This is a genomic window from Rhodococcus opacus (assembly GCF_012396235.1).
Taxonomy (GTDB): domain Bacteria; phylum Actinomycetota; class Actinomycetes; order Mycobacteriales; family Mycobacteriaceae; genus Rhodococcus_F; species Rhodococcus_F opacus.
Genome location: NZ_JAAXPA010000027.1, coordinates 22,582 through 39,435, shown reverse-complemented (window position 1 = coordinate 39,435; position 16,854 = coordinate 22,582). Strand labels below are relative to the sequence as shown.

General features: G+C 67.4%; 15 protein-coding genes. 7 read left to right on the top strand and 8 right to left on the bottom strand.

The genetic code is table 11. The features are described 5' to 3' along the window. Nucleotides 1-115 precede the first annotated feature (115 nt). Nucleotides 116-1,330, top strand: coding sequence for a dephospho-CoA kinase (gene coaE, locus HGB39_RS28685; protein WP_043792284.1), 1,215 nt, complete (start codon nt 116-118; stop codon nt 1,328-1,330). A gap of 1 nt (nt 1,331) precedes the next feature. Here the strand turns inward: coaE and HGB39_RS28680 are convergent, their stop codons facing one another. Continuing rightward, nucleotides 1,332-1,850 carry a ribonuclease FAU-1 family protein gene (locus HGB39_RS28680; RefSeq protein WP_005571099.1) on the bottom strand — a complete coding sequence of 173 codons (519 nt, stop codon included), beginning with the start codon at nt 1,848-1,850 and terminating at the stop codon, nt 1,332-1,334. A 77-nt stretch (nt 1,851-1,927) separates the two neighbouring features. Here HGB39_RS28680 and uvrB point away from each other — a divergent pair, with 77 nt between their 5' ends. From uvrB to HGB39_RS28665, 3 genes are all read left to right on the top strand, one after another. After that, nucleotides 1,928-4,090 (top strand): excinuclease ABC subunit UvrB, encoded by a 2,163-nt coding sequence (uvrB, locus tag HGB39_RS28675; RefSeq protein WP_005260403.1) that lies wholly within the window; start codon nt 1,928-1,930, stop codon nt 4,088-4,090. 30 nt (nt 4,091-4,120) lie between these two features. Continuing rightward, on the top strand, nt 4,121-4,993 hold the full coding sequence (locus tag HGB39_RS28670) for an SCO6745 family protein (protein WP_043792281.1): 873 nt from the start codon (nt 4,121-4,123) through the stop codon (nt 4,991-4,993). A 188-nt stretch (nt 4,994-5,181) separates the two neighbouring features. After that, the gene (locus tag HGB39_RS28665; protein ID WP_005260405.1) at nt 5,182-5,634 is read left to right on the top strand and encodes a universal stress protein; all 453 of its coding nucleotides are present in this window, start codon (nt 5,182-5,184) and stop codon (nt 5,632-5,634) included. 13 nt (nt 5,635-5,647) lie between these two features. Here the strand turns inward: HGB39_RS28665 and HGB39_RS28660 are convergent, their stop codons facing one another. From HGB39_RS28660 to HGB39_RS28645, 4 genes are all read right to left on the bottom strand, one after another. Continuing rightward, a complete protein-coding gene (locus tag HGB39_RS28660; protein ID WP_005571097.1) occupies nt 5,648-6,034 on the bottom strand; it encodes a DUF732 domain-containing protein in 387 nt (128 codons plus the stop codon). After that, nucleotides 6,031-8,313, bottom strand: coding sequence for a HelD family protein (locus HGB39_RS28655; RefSeq protein WP_005571096.1), 2,283 nt, complete (start codon nt 8,311-8,313; stop codon nt 6,031-6,033). Before HGB39_RS28655 ends, HGB39_RS28660 begins: the two co-directional genes overlap by 4 nt. Nucleotides 8,314-8,474: 161 nt before the next feature. After that, entirely contained in the window at nt 8,475-9,437 is a 963-nt protein-coding gene (locus tag HGB39_RS28650; RefSeq protein WP_005571095.1) for a DoxX family protein, read from the bottom strand. 168 nt (nt 9,438-9,605) lie between these two features. Then, nucleotides 9,606-10,295: an MBL fold metallo-hydrolase gene (locus tag HGB39_RS28645; protein WP_005260409.1), complete on the bottom strand. Its 690-nt coding sequence runs from the start codon at nt 10,293-10,295 to the stop codon at nt 9,606-9,608. Between the two features lie 151 nt (nt 10,296-10,446). Between HGB39_RS28645 and uvrA the strand changes: the two genes are divergently transcribed. Further along, complete coding sequence (gene uvrA, locus HGB39_RS28640) at nt 10,447-13,440, top strand: excinuclease ABC subunit UvrA (protein WP_005260410.1); 2,994 nt, start codon at nt 10,447-10,449, stop codon at nt 13,438-13,440. Nucleotides 13,441-13,446: 6 nt separating this feature from the next. On the opposite strand, the gene HGB39_RS28635 is transcribed toward uvrA, so the two are convergent. Next, nucleotides 13,447-14,193, bottom strand: a complete 747-nt coding sequence (locus HGB39_RS28635) for an alpha/beta fold hydrolase (RefSeq protein ID WP_005571093.1) — start codon at nt 14,191-14,193, stop codon at nt 13,447-13,449. Nucleotides 14,194-14,312: 119 nt separating this feature from the next. Here HGB39_RS28635 and HGB39_RS28630 point away from each other — a divergent pair, with 119 nt between their 5' ends. Next, nucleotides 14,313-15,014, top strand: coding sequence for a helix-turn-helix transcriptional regulator (locus HGB39_RS28630; RefSeq protein WP_005571092.1), 702 nt, complete (start codon nt 14,313-14,315; stop codon nt 15,012-15,014). A gap of 7 nt (nt 15,015-15,021) precedes the next feature. On the opposite strand, the gene HGB39_RS28625 is transcribed toward HGB39_RS28630, so the two are convergent. Both HGB39_RS28625 and HGB39_RS28620 read right to left on the bottom strand, forming a co-directional pair. Beyond that, nucleotides 15,022-15,435, bottom strand: a complete 414-nt coding sequence (locus tag HGB39_RS28625) for a DUF1801 domain-containing protein (protein WP_005571086.1) — start codon at nt 15,433-15,435, stop codon at nt 15,022-15,024. Nucleotide 15,436: 1 nt separating this feature from the next. Continuing rightward, complete coding sequence (locus HGB39_RS28620; protein WP_005247396.1) at nt 15,437-15,820, bottom strand: DUF1844 domain-containing protein; 384 nt, start codon at nt 15,818-15,820, stop codon at nt 15,437-15,439. Nucleotides 15,821-16,197: 377 nt separating this feature from the next. Between HGB39_RS28620 and infC the strand changes: the two genes are divergently transcribed. Further along, on the top strand, nt 16,198-16,854 hold the full coding sequence (gene infC / locus HGB39_RS28615) for a translation initiation factor IF-3 (protein WP_080606194.1): 657 nt from the start codon (nt 16,198-16,200) through the stop codon (nt 16,852-16,854).

Sequence of the window (16,854 nt, the reverse complement as noted above, 5' to 3'; positions counted from 1 at the left end):
GACCATGTCGGAGATCTGTGGTATTTGGGGCAGGTGAGTCTGCAGAGAGGGAAGAGGGTGGAGATCGGCGAGGGACGTGCGTACTCGGTCCGCGGCGGGTGCAACACTGGGAGGCGTGTTGAGAATCGGCCTCACTGGAGGCATAGGAGCCGGTAAGTCCACCGTGTCGAAGGTCCTCGCCGAACTCGGGGCCGTCATCGTCGACGCCGATCTGATTGCGAGGGAAGTTGTCGAACCCGGAACACCCGGCCTCGCTGCCCTCGTCGACCGGTTCGGTGAGGAGATCCTGACGGAGGACGGCGCACTCGACCGGCCCGCCCTGGCAGCGCGTGCCTTTGCCGACGACGAATCACGGCTGGCGCTGAATTCGATCGTCCACCCGCTCGTCGGGGCGCGCACCACCGAGACGATCGAATCGGCGCCAAAAGACGCGATCCTCGTTCAGGACATTCCACTGCTGGTCGAGGGCGGAATGGGCGCCGCGTTCCACCTGGTCGTCGTCGTATTCGTCGATGCCGAGGAGCGGGTGCGGCGGCTCGTCGGATCGCGGGGGATGCCCGAGAACGATGCGCGGGCGCGGATCGCAGCTCAGGCGGACGACGATCAGCGGCGGGCGGCGGCCGACGTCTGGCTCGACAACAGCGGCGCCCCGGGCGCGCTCGAGCCGGAGATCCGGGCACTGTGGTCGGAGCGACTCGTGCCCTTCGAGTCCAACATCCGCACACGGTCCGTCGTCCGTGTCCGGCCCGAACTCGCCCCGCCGAATCCGCAGTGGCCCGCGCAGGCGGATCGGTTGATCGCTCGATTGACACTGGTGTGCGGTGACCGCGCCGTCCGGATCGACCACATCGGGTCGACGGCCGTCGAAGGATTGCCCGCCAAGGACGTCATCGACGTCCAGGTGACCGTCGCGAACCTCGAGACGGCCGACGACCTCGCAGAATCTCTCGCCGACGCCGGTTTCCCTCGCATCGAGCACATCACCGCCGACGACCCGAAGCCCTCGTACCAGGGCGGAGAGACGGACCCGGCGCTGTGGGGCAAGCGGATCCACGGCGGCGCGGATCCGGGACGGCCCGTCAACATCCACATTCGTGTCGACGGATGGCCCGGACAGCAGTTCGCGCTCGTGTTCCGCGACTGGCTCCGCGCCGACGCCGACGCCCGGACCGAGTACCTCGCGGTCAAGGAAGGTGCGGCGGAGAAGGCGGCCGGTCACACGGACTACCGGGACGCGATCACCGCCTATGTGGACGCGAAGTCCCCGTGGTTCGACCGCGCCTATCACCGGGCGTGGGAATGGGCCGAGCGGACCGGCTGGAGCGCGTAGGTCACCGCCAGTCGATCGGCATTCCGATCGAGGCCAGCCAGCGGCCGAGGTCGTGGCCGTGCGCGGCGATGCCGTCGATCGCCGTGGTGGCGGTGAGGATCGCCTGCTCGACCGTCGCGGTGTCGAGCAGGCCGGTGCTGTGCGCCTCGATCAGCTCGTCGACGTCGAGGAGTTCGGTGTCGCGGCCGGTGCGGACGACCAGATCCAGGTAGTGGTCCTCCGACTTCCACACGTCGTCACCGCGGATGAAGGTGCCGATGTCGACATAGTGGTCCTGATCGCGCTGGTGGTAGGGGTGGTAGTGGAAGACCGACGCGCGCAGACCGAGGTCGGGGAGCAGCCACGACTCCAGGTAGTGGAACTGCCGGTGGTCGGAGGTGCGCGCCATGTACAGCCCCCACGGTTCGACCCGGTAGTGATCGACGTGGCGGACGAAACCCTTGGGGTCGGTGTTGGTGTGATCTCTCAGGTCGAAGTATTCGACCTTCGGTGGGTGGATGTCGTGACTCGCGCCTGCCATGGTGGGGAACCTACCGGGTTTTTCAGCTGACCGAGATCGTCGGGGAGTTTGTCGGTACCTGCGCCTACCCTGGTTGCATGGCGTTTGCATCCGAGCACCCCGTCGTGGCACATTCCGAGTTCCGTCCCATCGGGGACATCGAGCGGTCGGAAGCGCGGTTCGAGGTCGTCAGCGACCACAAGCCGGCCGGCGACCAGCCCACCGCGATCGCCGATCTGGAACGCCGCATCAACGCCGGCGAGAAGGACGTGGTCCTGCTCGGCGCCACCGGTACGGGTAAGTCCGCGACCACGGCGTGGCTGATCGAGAAGGTGCAGCGGCCCACCCTGGTGATGGCGCCCAACAAGACGCTCGCCGCACAGTTGGCCAACGAGCTGCGCGACATGCTGCCCAACAACTCGGTGGAGTACTTCGTCTCGTACTACGACTACTACCAGCCCGAGGCGTACATCGCGCAGACCGACACCTACATCGAGAAGGACTCGTCGATCAACGACGACGTCGAGCGACTGCGCCACTCCGCGACGTCGAGCCTGCTCTCGCGACGGGACGTGGTCGTGGTGGCGTCCGTGTCGTGCATCTACGGCCTCGGCACCCCGCAGTCGTACCTCGACCGGTCGGTGCAGCTCGAGGTCGGTGTGGAGGTTCCGCGCGACGCTCTGCTGCGGCTGCTGGTCGACGTGCAGTACACCCGCAACGATCTGGCGTTCACCCGTGGCTCCTTCCGGGTGCGCGGCGACACCGTCGAGATCATTCCCTCGTACGAGGAGCTGGCGGTCCGGATCGAGTTCTTCGGTGACGAGATCGAAGCGCTGTACTACCTGCACCCCCTCACCGGGGACGTGGTGCGGAAGGTCGACTCGGTGCGCATCTTCCCGGCCACGCACTACGTCGCGGGTCCCGAGCGGATGGAACGCGCCGTCAAGGACATCGAAGCCGAACTCGAGGAACGGCTCGCCGACCTCGAGAACAAGGGCAAGCTGCTCGAGGCGCAGCGTCTCCGGATGCGCACCCAGTACGACCTCGAGATGATCAAGCAGGTCGGGTTCTGTTCCGGCATCGAGAACTACTCGCGTCACATCGACGGTCGCGGGCCGGGCACGGCGCCCGCGACGCTCATCGACTACTTCCCGGAGGACTTCCTGCTCGTCATCGACGAGTCCCACGTGACGGTCCCGCAGATCGGCGCGATGTACGAGGGCGACATGTCGCGCAAGCGGAACCTCGTCGAGTTCGGGTTCCGGTTGCCGTCCGCCACCGACAACCGCCCGCTGACGTGGGAGGAGTTCACCCAGCGCATCGGGCAGACGGTGTATCTGTCGGCCACGCCCGGCAAGTACGAGCTGGGGCAGGCCGGCGGGGAGTTCGTCGAGCAGGTCATCCGCCCCACCGGTCTCGTCGACCCCCAGGTCGTCGTCAAACCGACCAAGGGGCAGATCGACGACCTCGTGCACGAGATCCGCGAACGCGCGGACCGGGACGAGCGCGTCCTCGTCACCACGTTGACGAAGAAGATGGCGGAAGACCTCACCGACTATCTCCTCGAGCTCGGTATCCGGGTGCGGTACCTGCACTCGGACATCGACACCCTGCGCCGGGTCGAGCTGCTCCGGCAGCTCCGGCTGGGGGAGTACGACGTTCTGGTGGGTATCAACCTGCTGCGTGAGGGCCTCGACCTTCCCGAGGTGTCGTTGGTTGCCATCCTTGACGCCGACAAGGAGGGGTTCCTGCGGAGTTCGACCAGCCTCATCCAGACGATCGGCCGTGCGGCTCGTAACGTCTCCGGCCAGGTCCACATGTACGCCGACAAGATCACCGACTCGATGCAGCACGCGATCGAGGAGACCGAGCGTCGGCGGGAGAAGCAGATCGCCTACAACGAGAAGATGGGCGTCGATCCGCAGCCGCTGCGGAAGAAGATCGCAGACATCCTCGACCAAGTCTACGAGGAAGCCGAGGACACGGCCAGCGGAGTCGACGTCGGCGGGTCCGGACGCAACGCCACCCGCGGGCGCCGCGCGCAGGGCGAGGCCGGGCGCTCGGTCAGCGCCGGGGTGTACGAGGGACGCGACACGAAGTCGATGCCCAGGGCGGAGTTGGCGGACCTGGTCAAGGAATTGACCGATCAGATGATGAACGCCGCCCGTGATCTGCAGTTCGAACTCGCCGGACGACTGCGCGACGAGATCGCCGACCTGAAGAAGGAACTGCGCGGCATGGACGCTGCGGGCCTGAAATAGCGACGGCGCCGAGGCAGTACGGTCTGAAGCATGGATGCACACAGCGCAGGTCGTACCGCCCGGTCATTGGAGCTGCTTCATTCCCTCAGCTACTTCGTTCCCGAGGTCGAGGATCGTCTGGTCGAGGCAGGTCTCGAGCCGGGTCGGATGGGCTACTTCGCGGGCCGCTCCGCGCCGATGGGCGCGGTCGGTGCGGGCGTTGTCACTGCGACCTTCTTCAACTTCAGTCCCGTCGTGATCGAGTCGGTCATTCCGCGTGCCTGGGGTCTGACCACGCCCGGGGCAGTCGTCGAGGCGCGGTACCGGGCGGTCGGGGAGGCGTACGTGCGACTTCTCGGCGAATCGGTGACGAGTTCACCGGAGATGGCCGAGGCCGCCGAACTCGCGTCGATCGCGGCGCGGGGGATCCCGGGTGTCGAGGGCAGGCCGCTGTATGCGGGGTACGCGGAGGTGGCGTGGCCGGACGCACCGCACCTCGCTTTCTGGCATGCCCTCACACTGCTGCGGGAGTACCGCGGCGACGGTCACGTCGCCGCCCTGCAGACCGCGGGACTGAGCGGACTCGAATCGCTGATCACGCACACCGCGACCGGGTTCGGCTTCCAGAAGAAGTTCGCGATCACGCGCCGCGCCTGGACCCAGGACCAGTGGGACTCGGCATGCGACAGTCTCCGTGACCGGGAGATCCTGGACGCCCGGGGCGAACTCACCGCCAACGGTAAGGAACTGCGGGAACTGGTCGAGGATCTCACCGACGATCTCGCGCTGGCCCCGTGGGCCGCGCTGGGGGAGGACGGGGCGGCCCGGCTCGTCGAACTCGCGACCCCGTGGCGTGACGCGATCGTCGCGGCGGGGGTGTTCCCCGCCGGCGTGTTCGGTCCCAAGGTCGGCACGTCGCACTGACGCTGATCACAGCCTGCGCGCATCCGGAATGGGATCCGTCATGCACTGGGGATCTCCCTTGTGGCATGTGTTGCAAATGCACCTATGCGGGCACCGATACGGCTAGGGTCAGCGCAGTGGCTGCTGGGTCCAGGCATGACGTATGTCCGGACCCCGGCCAGTTGACCACCGCAGACATGGAGGAATGAATGAGCGCCTACCGGACCGTTGTCGTCGGAACCGATGGCTCCGAGTCGTCGTTTCTGGCCGTCGAGAAGGCTGCTGCCATCGCGGGGGACGCCGGTGCCAAACTGATCATCGCCTGCGCGTACTACCCGGCCGATCCGAAGGACGTCGGGCAGGCCGCCGACGCGCTCGGTGACGAGGCCTACCAGATCACCGGTTCCGCCCCGACGTACGACATCCTCCGCACCGCGAAGGAGCGCGCCCACGCGGCCGGCGCCAAGGAGGTCGTGGAGCGGGCTGTCGTCGGTGCCCCGGTCGAGTCGCTGCTGAACCTGGTCGACGAGGTCGAGGCCGGTCTTCTGGTGATCGGCAACCGCGGACTCAACACCCTCACCGGGCGTCTCCTCGGGTCCGTTCCTTCGGATGCCGCACGCAAGTCGACGTCCGACGTCCTGATCGTCCACACGGTGCGCTGAGACCGGAGACGGCTCAACAGTAGTTCGCCTCGGCGGCATCGAGATAGACCTGCGCCACCTGTTCGGTGGTGAGGCCGATATCCGATGTCGCCGAGGCGAACTGCGCCATGGGGGTCAGATGCGCGAGGATCGTGGCCTCGTCGGTGCCCTCGGACCGTTGACCGCAGATGCCGTTGGCCAGCGCCATCACCGTGTCGTCGGGCAGCGCCGGTATGCCGGACTCGATCAGCGCCTCCTTGTAGCGCAGGCCACGCGAGTCCAGGTGTGATGCGGACGTAGTGGACGCAGGCGGGGCCGTCGGCGGCGGGCCGGAGGCGGTGGCCTCCGAGCACGCGGTCAGCACGATCGTGGTGAGGGCGAGCCCACACCCGATCAGCCGACCGCGACCGCCCGGTGTCACGACAGGATCCCGACCTCGGCCGGACCGAGTTCGGACAGCACCGCGGGCAACGCCTTCGTGTGCACCACACCGAGTCGTTGCGTCGCGCGGGTCAGGGCGACGTAGAGGTCGTTCATTCCCCGCGGCGACTCGTCGAGAATGTCCTGTGGCTCGGCGATGAGCACCGAGTCGAACTCCAACCCCTTGACGTCCCGCACCGTCAGGACGCTGACGGTGTCCGACTTCAGATCGGCCAGTGCGGCGACCAGGTCGTGGCCCCCGATCACGACAGTCGTGCCCGGTCCCGATTCCCGGGACACGCAGGTGCGCACCGTGTCCGCGAGTTCGGATTCGGACACCTGCAGTGCCCATGGTGCGAAACCGGATTCGCGCACCGACCGCGGCACGGTCTGCTCGGCGTCGATCTCGACGAGAACTCGCCGTGCCGACGTCATGATCTCCGCCGGAGTGCGGTAGTTGACGGTCAGTTCCGTGAGCTTCCACCGCGCGGCCACGTACGGCTCGAGGATCCGTTGCCACGACGACGTTCCCGCCGGGTCGCCGGTCTGCGCCGTGTCGCCGACGAGCGTCATCCAACGATTCGGTATGCGCCGCATCAGCATTCGCCAGGCCATCTCCGAGAGTTCCTGCGCCTCGTCGACGATGACGTGGCCGTAGGTCCAGGTTCGGTCGCCCGCTGCGCGCTCCGCGGTGGTCTGGTGCTGTCCCACGTCGTGGCGTTCGGCCAGCTGGCTGGCGTCGATCAGGTCGTACGCCATCAGAATTTCCGGGTCCAGCTCGTCCTCGAGATCCTGCGGCGCCGAACCTGTCAGGATGTCCAGGGCGCCCTGGGCATCCGCGATCTGCGCTCGCCACTGGCGGCGGGCGCGTTCCCGTTCGGCGGCGTCGTCGACGCCGAGCAGTTCAGCCAATTCGTCGAGGAGTGGCGCGTCGGCGGCGCTGAAGCCGCGCATGACGGGGCGTCGCAACGACTCACGTTGCGTTTCGGTCAGATTCGGGGCGGCGTCGGCCAGTCGCTTCGGCGACGCATACAGCTCGGCGAGGACCTGCTGCGGCGACAGTTCCGGCCACAGCGCGCTGATCGCCGTCATGATCTCCGGGTCTTCACGCATCTCGTCCCGCATGTCGGCGATGTCGTCCCGGCTCAGCAGGTTCCCGCCGTCGACGACGTTGGCGCCCAGTGTGTCCGCGAGTTGCTGGGCGAGCGCCTCGATGACCGACGAGACGAAGATGGGCCGGGCCAGGTTGTGCGGGCGCCGCGACGACCTCGCCCGGCCACGAGCGCGGGTGACGACTTTGCGGTCGAGGGTGATCCGGTAGGTGTCGAAGGTCAGCTCGACGGGACGCGACGGCACTTCCTGCCGATCCCGGACCGCCTTCTTGAGCACGTCCAGCATGTCGAGCGAGCCCTTGATCTCGCCGGCGTCGAGGCTGTCCTCGACGGTGGCGCGGACACCGGGGTAGAGGTCGCCGATGGTCGAGAGCAGCACACCGGTCTCGCCGAGCGACGGCAGCACCTGGCCGATGTAGTCGAGGAACGTGGCGTTGGGGCCGATGATGAGGACACCGGCTTTCGCGAGCTGCTGCCGGTAGGTGTAGAGCAGGTAGGCGGCGCGGTGCAGCGCGACCGCGGTCTTGCCGGTTCCCGGTCCTCCCTGGACCACCAGCACACTCTTGTGCTCCGACCGGATGATGGCGTCCTGCTCACCCTGGATGGTCTCGACGATGTCGTTCATCTGACCGGTGCGGGCCGCGTTGAGCGCGGCGAGCAGTGCACTTTCACCCGCGACGCCGTCCGAGCCGGTGATCGTGCCCGCGGCCTCCGCCGCCGCCAGATCCAGATACTCGTCGTTGACGGCCGTCACTCGGCGGCTTCGCGTCCGGATGTGCCGTCGACGGGAGACGCCGTCGGGGGCTGCGGGGGTGGCGAGGTAGAACGGGCGGGCCAGGGGCGCACGCCAATCGAGGAGCATCGTCTCGTAGTCGTTCTCCTCGTCGAGGATTCCGAGTCGGCCGATGTAGCGGTGCTCGCCGTCGAGATCGATGCGCCCGAAGCACAGCCCGTTCTCGGCGGCGTCGTACTTGGCGAGGTCTTCGGTGTAGAGCTGGTTGAACGACTCCCGCTCGCTGCGGGCCTGCGGGGTCCCGCCGGTTTCGAGCAGTACACGGCTCAGCCGGTTCGCCGCGTATTGGCGAAGGCCGTCCAGTCGGGTGTAGAGCATCGTCACGTACTGCTGCTCGAGCTCGCGCTCGTCGCGTGACGTGTCCTCGTCGGGCAAGAGGTCTCCTTGACTGGTTCGGCTGCAACCGGATCGGCTGCAAAAGTGCCTGGACAGTCTAGTCGGCCCCGGAGGCCGCCCGCTGACATTGCAGGTCAGGGGCGGTCTCCGGGGCCGATCAGATCGATTATCCGGCGCAGGTCGGCGCCGCGACTCGGGGGTCAGTGGGACAGTTCGTCCCGCTTCGCTCGGGCCTTCTCGAGCGCGGCTTCGGCTTGCTTGCGGGCCCGCTTGCTCAGCACCTCGCCGCGTTCTGCGGCGGTGCCGGCCCATTCGCCGCCCTTTTCGCGGGCGACCTCGGCCCACTCCGGGCCGCGTTCCTTCGCGACGTCGACGAGTTCCGCTCCGCGTTCCTTCGCCAGTTCGACGAGTTCCGCGCCGCGCTCCTTGGCGACCTCGGCCCATTCGGAGCCGTGTTCCTTCGCGACCTCGGCCCATTCGGAGCCGTGTTCCTTCGCGACGTCCGCCCACTCGGGGCCGCGATCCGCCGCTACCTTCGCGAATTCGGCGCCACGGTCTTTCGCGACCTCGAGGATTTCGGACCCGCGCTCGGCGGCCTCACCGGACAGGATGCGTGCGCGCTCCGACGCCGCAGCCAACGCTTCCCCGATCTCGGGACCGTGATGGTCGTGACCCGATCCGAGCGGCAGAGCCGCGGCCACGGCCTCCTGTGCGTGCCGGGCGGCGCGACGGCCACGCCAGCCGAGGGACGGCTTGCCCTCGGTGTCGACGGCGGCGATCAGCAGTCCGCCGAGCAGGCTGACGTTCTTGAGGAACTGAGTGCGCTGCGCCGCCTTCTTCGCCGGGTCGGTCTCGTTCCAGAAGTCGTGCCCCACAACGGTAGTGGGGACCAGGCTGCCGGCCAGTGCGAGCGATGCGAGTCGCGGCGCCTTCCCGGTGGCGAGAAGCACTCCGCCGCCGATCTGCACGGCGGCGTTGATCTTGACCAACGTCTCCGGGTCGGACGGGATCTTCTGCGTGACGGACTCGGGAAGCGTTTCGGTGGACTTGTCGATCAGTGGTGCGGCGGCCTGTGCTCTCTGCGCCGGATTTCGAAGTGCATCGATCCCTCCGCTGATGAAGACTGCGGACAGCAGTGGGCGAGCGATACGACGGACAAGCATTCCTGGCCTCCCAATCTCGAGTTCTCCCGTCTCACACTAACGAGAGTTCAGGGCAGTCGTCGGCGTACGACGATGTTGCCGAACCGACGGGCTGCCCATTCACCAGTACCCAGGGAGGCCGATCGCCAATCGTGGACCGTCCGGTGCGCAATCGGCGATCGGATGCGGTCACCAGCCGCGCGCGCGCCACTCCCCGAGGTGGGGGCGTTCGGTGCCGAGGGTGGTGTCGTCCCCGTGGCCGGGGTAGACGACCGTGTCGTCGCCGTAGCGGTCGAAGAGCTTGGTTTCGACGTCGGAGAGCAGTGATGCGAACTTGCCGGCGTCGGCGGTCTTGCCCACGCCGCCGGGGAAGAGGGAGTCACCGGTGAAGAGGTGGGTGCGTCCGCCGCCGGCCTCGGTGAGCGCGAGCGCGACGGAACCGGGGGTGTGGCCGGCGAGATGGATCACGTCGAGGGTGACGTCGCCGACGGTGACCGTGTCACCGTCTTCCAGGAGACGGTCGGGCCGGACGGGCAGTGCGTCGGCGTCGAGTGGATGCGCGGCGGTGTCCACGCGGGTGGCGGCCGCGACGTCCTCGAGCGCCAGCCAGTGGTCGCCGTGCTGGTGCGTGGTGACGATCAGCTCGAGGGACGGAGCGTGTTCGCCGATTAACTGGTTGACACGGTCCGCCTCGTTGGCGGCGTCGATGAGGACGGATTTTCCGGTTGTGGAACAGACGACCAGGTACACGTTGTTGTTCATGGGGCCGACGGACATCTTCGTGATCGTGGCTCCCGGAACCGTGCGGCGCTGTGGCGCCGAACCGGGGGAGACGTGGCCGGTGTACGAGTCTTCTATCACCATGGGCTGCTCGGTCATGATGGGGAGGCTACCGTCGAATACAGGCAGGTGAGTGGCAGGGCGGCCATCCGTCCCACAGAACGTGTCGGTGCCCCGGCTTACCATGGCACGGCCAGAGGGCCCAGCGTTCATGCGCGTCCTCGGCTGTCGAACAATGAAGGGACTTGGAGTGGCGGATCGCCTTATCGTGCGGGGTGCCCGTGAGCACAATCTGCGAGGGGTCGATCTCGATCTGCCCCGCGACAGCCTGATCGTGTTCACCGGGCTGTCGGGCTCGGGCAAGTCGAGTCTGGCGTTCGACACGATCTTCGCCGAGGGCCAGCGACGCTATGTCGAGTCGCTGTCGGCGTACGCGCGCCAGTTCCTCGGTCAGATGGACAAGCCCGACGTCGACTTCATCGAAGGTCTGTCGCCTGCGGTGTCCATCGACCAGAAGTCGACCAACCGCAACCCGCGGTCGACGGTCGGCACCATCACGGAGGTCTACGACTATCTCCGTCTGCTGTACGCCCGGGCGGGCACCGCCCATTGCCCGGTGTGTGGCGAGCAGATCGCGCGGCAGACGCCGCAGCAGATCGTCGACCAGGTCCTCGACATGGAGGAAGGCACCCGGTTCCAGGTGCTCGCTCCCGTCGTGCGTACCCGCAAGGGTGAATTCGTCGACCTGTTCGACCAGCTCAACATGCAGGGCTACTCGCGTGTGCGGGTCGACGGCGTGGTGCATCCGCTCTCCGATCCGCCGAAGCTCAAGAAGCAGGAGAAGCACGACATCGAGGTCGTCGTCGACCGCCTCACTGTCAAGGCCGGCTCCAAGCAGCGGCTCACCGACTCCGTCGAGACCGCGCTGCGGTTGGCGGAGGGCATCGTCGTCCTCGACTTCGTCGACCGCGAAGAGGACGCCGCGGACCGGGAACGCCGATTCTCGGAGAAGCTGGCGTGCCCGAACGGCCACGCTCTCTCCATCGACGACCTCGAACCCCGGTCGTTCTCGTTCAACTCCCCGTACGGCGCCTGCCCCGAGTGCACGGGTCTCGGAATTCGCAAGGAGGTCGACCCCGACCTCGTGGTCCCCGACCCCGAGCTGTCCCTCGAGGACGGAGCCATCGCGCCGTGGTCGATGGGGCAGAGTTCCGAATACTTCGGCCGCCTGCTGTCCGGGCTCGGCGACATTCTCGGCTTCGATATGAAGACGCCGTGGAACAAGCTGCCCGCGAAGGCACGCCGGGCGATCCTCGAGGGCAGTGAGGAGCAGGTCCACGTCCGGTACAAGAACCGGTACGGGCGTACCCGTTCCTACTACGCCGAGTTCGAGGGCGTCATGCCCTTCCTGCACCGCCGCCTCGAGCAGACCGAGTCGGACCAGATGAAGGAACGCTACGACGGCTACATGCGAGACACCCCCTGTCCCGCATGTGGCGGCGCGCGTCTGCGCCCCGAGATCCTGTCGGTCACGATCGCGAACGAGAAGTTCGGCATGAAGTCGATCGCCGAGGTCTGTGAATTGTCGATCTCCGATTGCGCCGACTTCCTGAACAGCCTCACGCTGGGCAGTCGCGAGGAGGCCATCGCCGGTCAGGTGCTCAAGGAAGTTCAGGCACGTCTCGGCTTCCTGCTCGACGTCGGCCTCGAATACCTGTCGCTCGCCCGCGCCGCCGGGACCCTGTCCGGTGGTGAGGCGCAGCGTATCCGCCTCGCCACTCAGATCGGCTCGGGCCTGGTGGGCGTCCTGTACGTGCTCGACGAACCGTCGATCGGTCTGCATCAGCGCGACAACCGGCGTCTCATCGAGACCCTGACGCGCCTGCGCGACCTCGGGAACACGCTCATCGTGGTCGAGCACGACGAAGACACCATCCGCACGTCCGACTGGGTGGTCGACATCGGACCGCTCGCCGGCGAACACGGAGGCAAGGTCGTCCACAGCGGGCCGTACGAGGAACTGCTCGACTGCGAGGAATCCCTCACCGGGGCCTACCTGTCGGGCCGCAGTCACATCGAGATTCCGGCCATCCGCCGGCCGGTCGATCGCAAGCGGCAGGTCACGGTCATCGGTGCGCGCGAACACAACCTCGGGGGCATCGACGTCAGCTTCCCGCTGGGCGTGCTCACGTCGGTCACCGGTGTGTCCGGGTCCGGTAAGTCGACGCTCGTCAACGACATCCTCGCGACGGTGATGGCGAACAAGCTCAACGGCGCCCGCCAGGTGCCGGGCAGGCACACCCGCATCAACGGGCTCGACCAGCTGGACAAGCTCGTGCAGGTCGACCAGTCGCCGATCGGCCGCACCCCGCGGTCCAACGCGGCCACCTACACCGGGGTGTTCGACAAGATCCGCACCCTGTTCGCCGCCACCACCGAGTCGAAGGTGCGCGGCTACCAGCCGGGCCGGTTCTCGTTCAACGTCAAGGGCGGCCGGTGCGAGGCCTGCTCCGGCGACGGCACGTTGAAGATCGAGATGAACTTCCTTCCCGACGTGTACGTGCCGTGCGAGGTCTGTCACGGCGCCCGGTACAACCGCGAGACCCTCGAGGTCCACTACAAGGGCAAGACCATCGCCGAGGTGCTGGACATGCCGATCGAGGAGGCCGCGGAGTTCTTCGAGCCCATCACCTCGATCCACCGCTACCTCAAGACCCTGGTCGAGGTCGGTCTCGGGTACGTGCGGCTCGGTCAGCCCGCACCCACGCTGTCCGGTGGTGAGGCGCAGCGCGTGAAGCTCGCCGCCGAGCTGCAGAAACGGTCGACGGGCCGCACGGTGTACATCCTCGACGAGCCCACGACCGGTCTGCACTTCGAGGACATCCGCAAGTTGCTCGGGGTCGTCAACGGGTTGGTCGACAAGGGCAACACGGTGATCGTGATCGAGCACAACCTCGACGTGATCAAGACCTCCGACTGGGTGGTCGACATGGGGCCCGAGGGCGGGTCCGGCGGCGGCACCGTCGTCGCGCAGGGCACCCCGGAGGAGGTGGCGCAGGTTCCGGAGAGTTACACGGGTCGGTTCCTGGAAAACGTCCTCGAGGTGCCGGCGCCTCCCGCTGCGGCGAAGTCGAAGGCGGCCAAGTCGTCGTCGCGGAAGCCCGCTTCGACGAAGAAGACTGCCGCGGCCGCCACGGCGACACCGCGCAAGCGGGCGCCGAAGAAGGCCGCAGCAGTCAGCTGAGTTCGGTCAGTCCCTCGCGGCCGCGTCGATCGCGGTCGCGAGGTCCGCGGGCCGCGACCACATCGGCCAGTGGCCGGTCGGCAGATCGACGTAGTCGACCTTCGTGATCTGCGCGAGTTCGGCGGCCATCGGATGACCCGCGCCGGCCATCTGCTGGATGACCTCCGACGGGAAGCTCGTGCAGATCACCGTGGTCGGCACGTCCAGACGGCTGCTGTCGACGAGTTCGAGCTTGTCCCTCGCCGGGCCTGCCGGTTCGGGCACTGCGCGGCTGCGAAATATCTCGAGCGTGGCGTCGTCCAGCCCGTCGAGGCTGCTGCCTTCGGCCTCGAGTTCGGACCACGACGGAAGCGGGATCTCGGTGACCGAAGCGTCGAGATCCTCCCGGAGCGCGGTGCCGGTCTGCAGCGGTCCCGAGTCGACGTAGACGATGCGGGCCAGTCGGTCGGGCACCCGATCGCTCGCCGCGTAGGCCACCGGACCCGCGCCGCTGTGCGCCACGAGCACCACCCGCTCCGAGGACGGTGTGGCCGCGACGGCGTCCGCGATCGCGGAGATGTGATCGTCCAGTCGGATGCCGGCACGGTCGCTGTCCGCGGAGTCGAGTCCGGGCAAGGTCACCGCGGTGACGTGGTGTCCTCGCCGGACCAGGTCGGAAGCCACTGCCTCCCAAGCCCATGCGCCGAGCCAGAATCCGGGAGCCAGGATGATGTGAGTGCCTGTGCTGTCGTGTGCTTCGCTTGTCTGGGTCATGAGACAAGAGTGAACCCGTAACGGTGACAACTGCGTGTCACCGTATGTGTCACAGTCGCGTAACGGAATCGGTCGGCGAGAATCGGGACTTTGCCGCGGTCGTTCGGCAGACTGCCCTCATGGACCGTCCAGCCCGCCTCCACGCCCTGACGGAAGAACTGCGCCGCGCGGGGAACCGGGGCCGGACCGCGGAGCAGTTGGCGGCGCAGTTCGAGGTGACCACCCGGACGATCAAGCGGGACATCGCCGTGCTGCAATCCTCGGGCGCCCCGATCCGGGCCACTGCCGGGCCGGGCGGGGGATACGGGATCATCGGGAACGGCACGTTGCCACCGGTGAATTTCACTCCCGCTCAAGCGGTCTCGGTGGCGTTGGCCCTCACGGCGTTTCGCGATGCGCCGTTCGCGACCGACGGCCGGGCCGCGCTGGCCAAACTGCTCGACGTGATGGACGCCGAGTCGAGGGAGCGAGTGGAGCGACTCGGCGCGAAGGTGTGGATCCGGCGAGACGCCGACACGGCGAGCGCGGAACCACGCATCCGCCGCGTCGTCGAGGACGGCGTGCAGCGCGAGCTGATGGTGTCGCTCCGGTATGTGGACCGGGACGGTGAGCGCACCGAACGCGTCGTCGAACCGCACCTTCTCGCTCACACGAGGGGATCGTGGTTCCTCGTCGCGTGGTGTCTGAGCCGCGCGGGTGTGCGGTGGTTCCGGCTGGATCGGGTGTCCGACGCCACCCTCACCGGCCGGTCGTTCGTCCCACGCGATCCGAGCCTCTTCGGCGAACCGCCGGCCGACGCGCGCAGCGTGTTCGAACGGTGAGATCCGATCAGAGCGCGCGGGCGGCGGCCACGGATCGGTTCAGCAACGAGACGAGAACCGACTCGTCGACGTCGGCGAGCTTCTTGACGTAGAGGCAGCCCTTGCCGAGTGTGTGCTTGCCGAGGGTGGCGAGTTCGGCCTCGTGCTCGGTGAAGTCGAGCGAGAGGTACAGGGTGAGTGCCGCGGCCCGGGGCGAGAAGCCGATCAGTGCGGTATCGCCCTCGTGTCCGCTGGCGTACCTGTAGTGGCGGGAGCCGAACCCGACGATGCTCGTGCCCCACATCGCGGCGGGCTCTCCGCTCGCGGCGGTGAGCAGTTCCACCAGTCGTGCGCTGTCGGCGCACTTGACCGGGTCGGCGATCGTGGCGAGGAACTCGTCGACGCCGGCGGGCGTCCGCGCGGTCTTGTTGCGGCTCGCCATGTCAGTACACGGGGCCGGTGTACTTCTCGCCTGGACCCTTGCCCGGCTCGTCCGGGTGCGACGACGCTTCGCGAAACGCGCGCTGCAGCGCCTGGAGGCCTTCCCGGATCGGTCCCGCGTGCGGTCCGAGGTACTCGATGGACGCGGTCACCAGGCCGGCGAGGGCGGTGATGACCCGCCGGGCCTCGTCGAGGTCGCGGTGGGGGCTGGAGTCGGGGTCGGCGTCGGAGAGGCCCAGTTTCTCGGCTGCCGAACTCATGAGCATGACCGCGGCGCGGCTGATGACCTCGACCGAGGGAACGTCGGCCAGTTCCCGGACGTCGGTATTCTGGTCACCGCCGGTCAGGGTGCCGTCGTTCGGGGTGTCATCGATGTTGTCCGTCATGCCTTAGAGGATTCCACCAGCGTCCGCCGGCGCAACGTCCCGGTATCGATTAGCTCACGACGTGCGCAAATGTTACTCTTGACGCAACGACCGCCTTCGGATTTGTCGGGGGCAGCAAGTGGAGTCCGACTCCCACCTCTGCGCGGCAGGTAAAACTGCAGTTCAGTGGTCCGGTCGCTCGGTCCGAGGCTACTCGGTTCGAGTTCCTCGAGTGTGAGGAGACGAGGGATCGGCGTGAGCCGTGAGTTCGTCTGACCGGTCGACATCGGGCCCCGCATGGTGAGAGTCATTCACCGCAGCGGGGCTTTTTTGTTGGGAATCCGGGCGTACGGGCTGCTGGCGGTCTCGAGACAAGACCGTTCAACCTAGGAGGCCCCATCAGCACTGAGACCCGCATCAACGATCGCATCCGAGTTCCCGAGGTCCGCCTCGTCGGACCCGGAGGTGAACAGGTTGGCATCGTGCGTGTTGAAGATGCACTCCGCTTGGCCCTCGAGGCCGATCTCGACCTGGTCGAGGTGGCCCCCGACGCTCGCCCGCCGGTCTGCAAGATCATGGACTACGGCAAGTTCAAGTACGAGGCCGCGCAGAAGGCGCGTGAGTCGCGCAAGAACCAGCAGCTCACGGTCATCAAGGAGCAGAAGCTCCGCCCCAAGATCGACGATCACGACTACGAGACGAAGAAGCGCAACGTCGTGCGCTTCCTCGAAGCCGGATCCAAGGTCAAGGTCACGATCATGTTCCGCGGACGTGAGCAGTCGCGTCCGGAGCTCGGATTCCGGCTGCTGCAGCGTCTCGGTGCAGACGTGGCGGATCTCGGGTTCGTGGAGACGTCCGCCAAGCAGGACGGTCGAAACATGACGATGGTGCTCGCTCCGCACAAGGGCGCGAAGACCCGTGTGAAGGCGCAGGAAAGCGCCGCTGCGCCGCCGGCGCAGCGGGCAACTCCCGCGCCGGCCGCGCCGGCACAGGCTCCTGCGGCACCTGCGGAGCAGGCGGGCGACAGTGCGCCCGGCGAAGCGCCGACCAGCTAG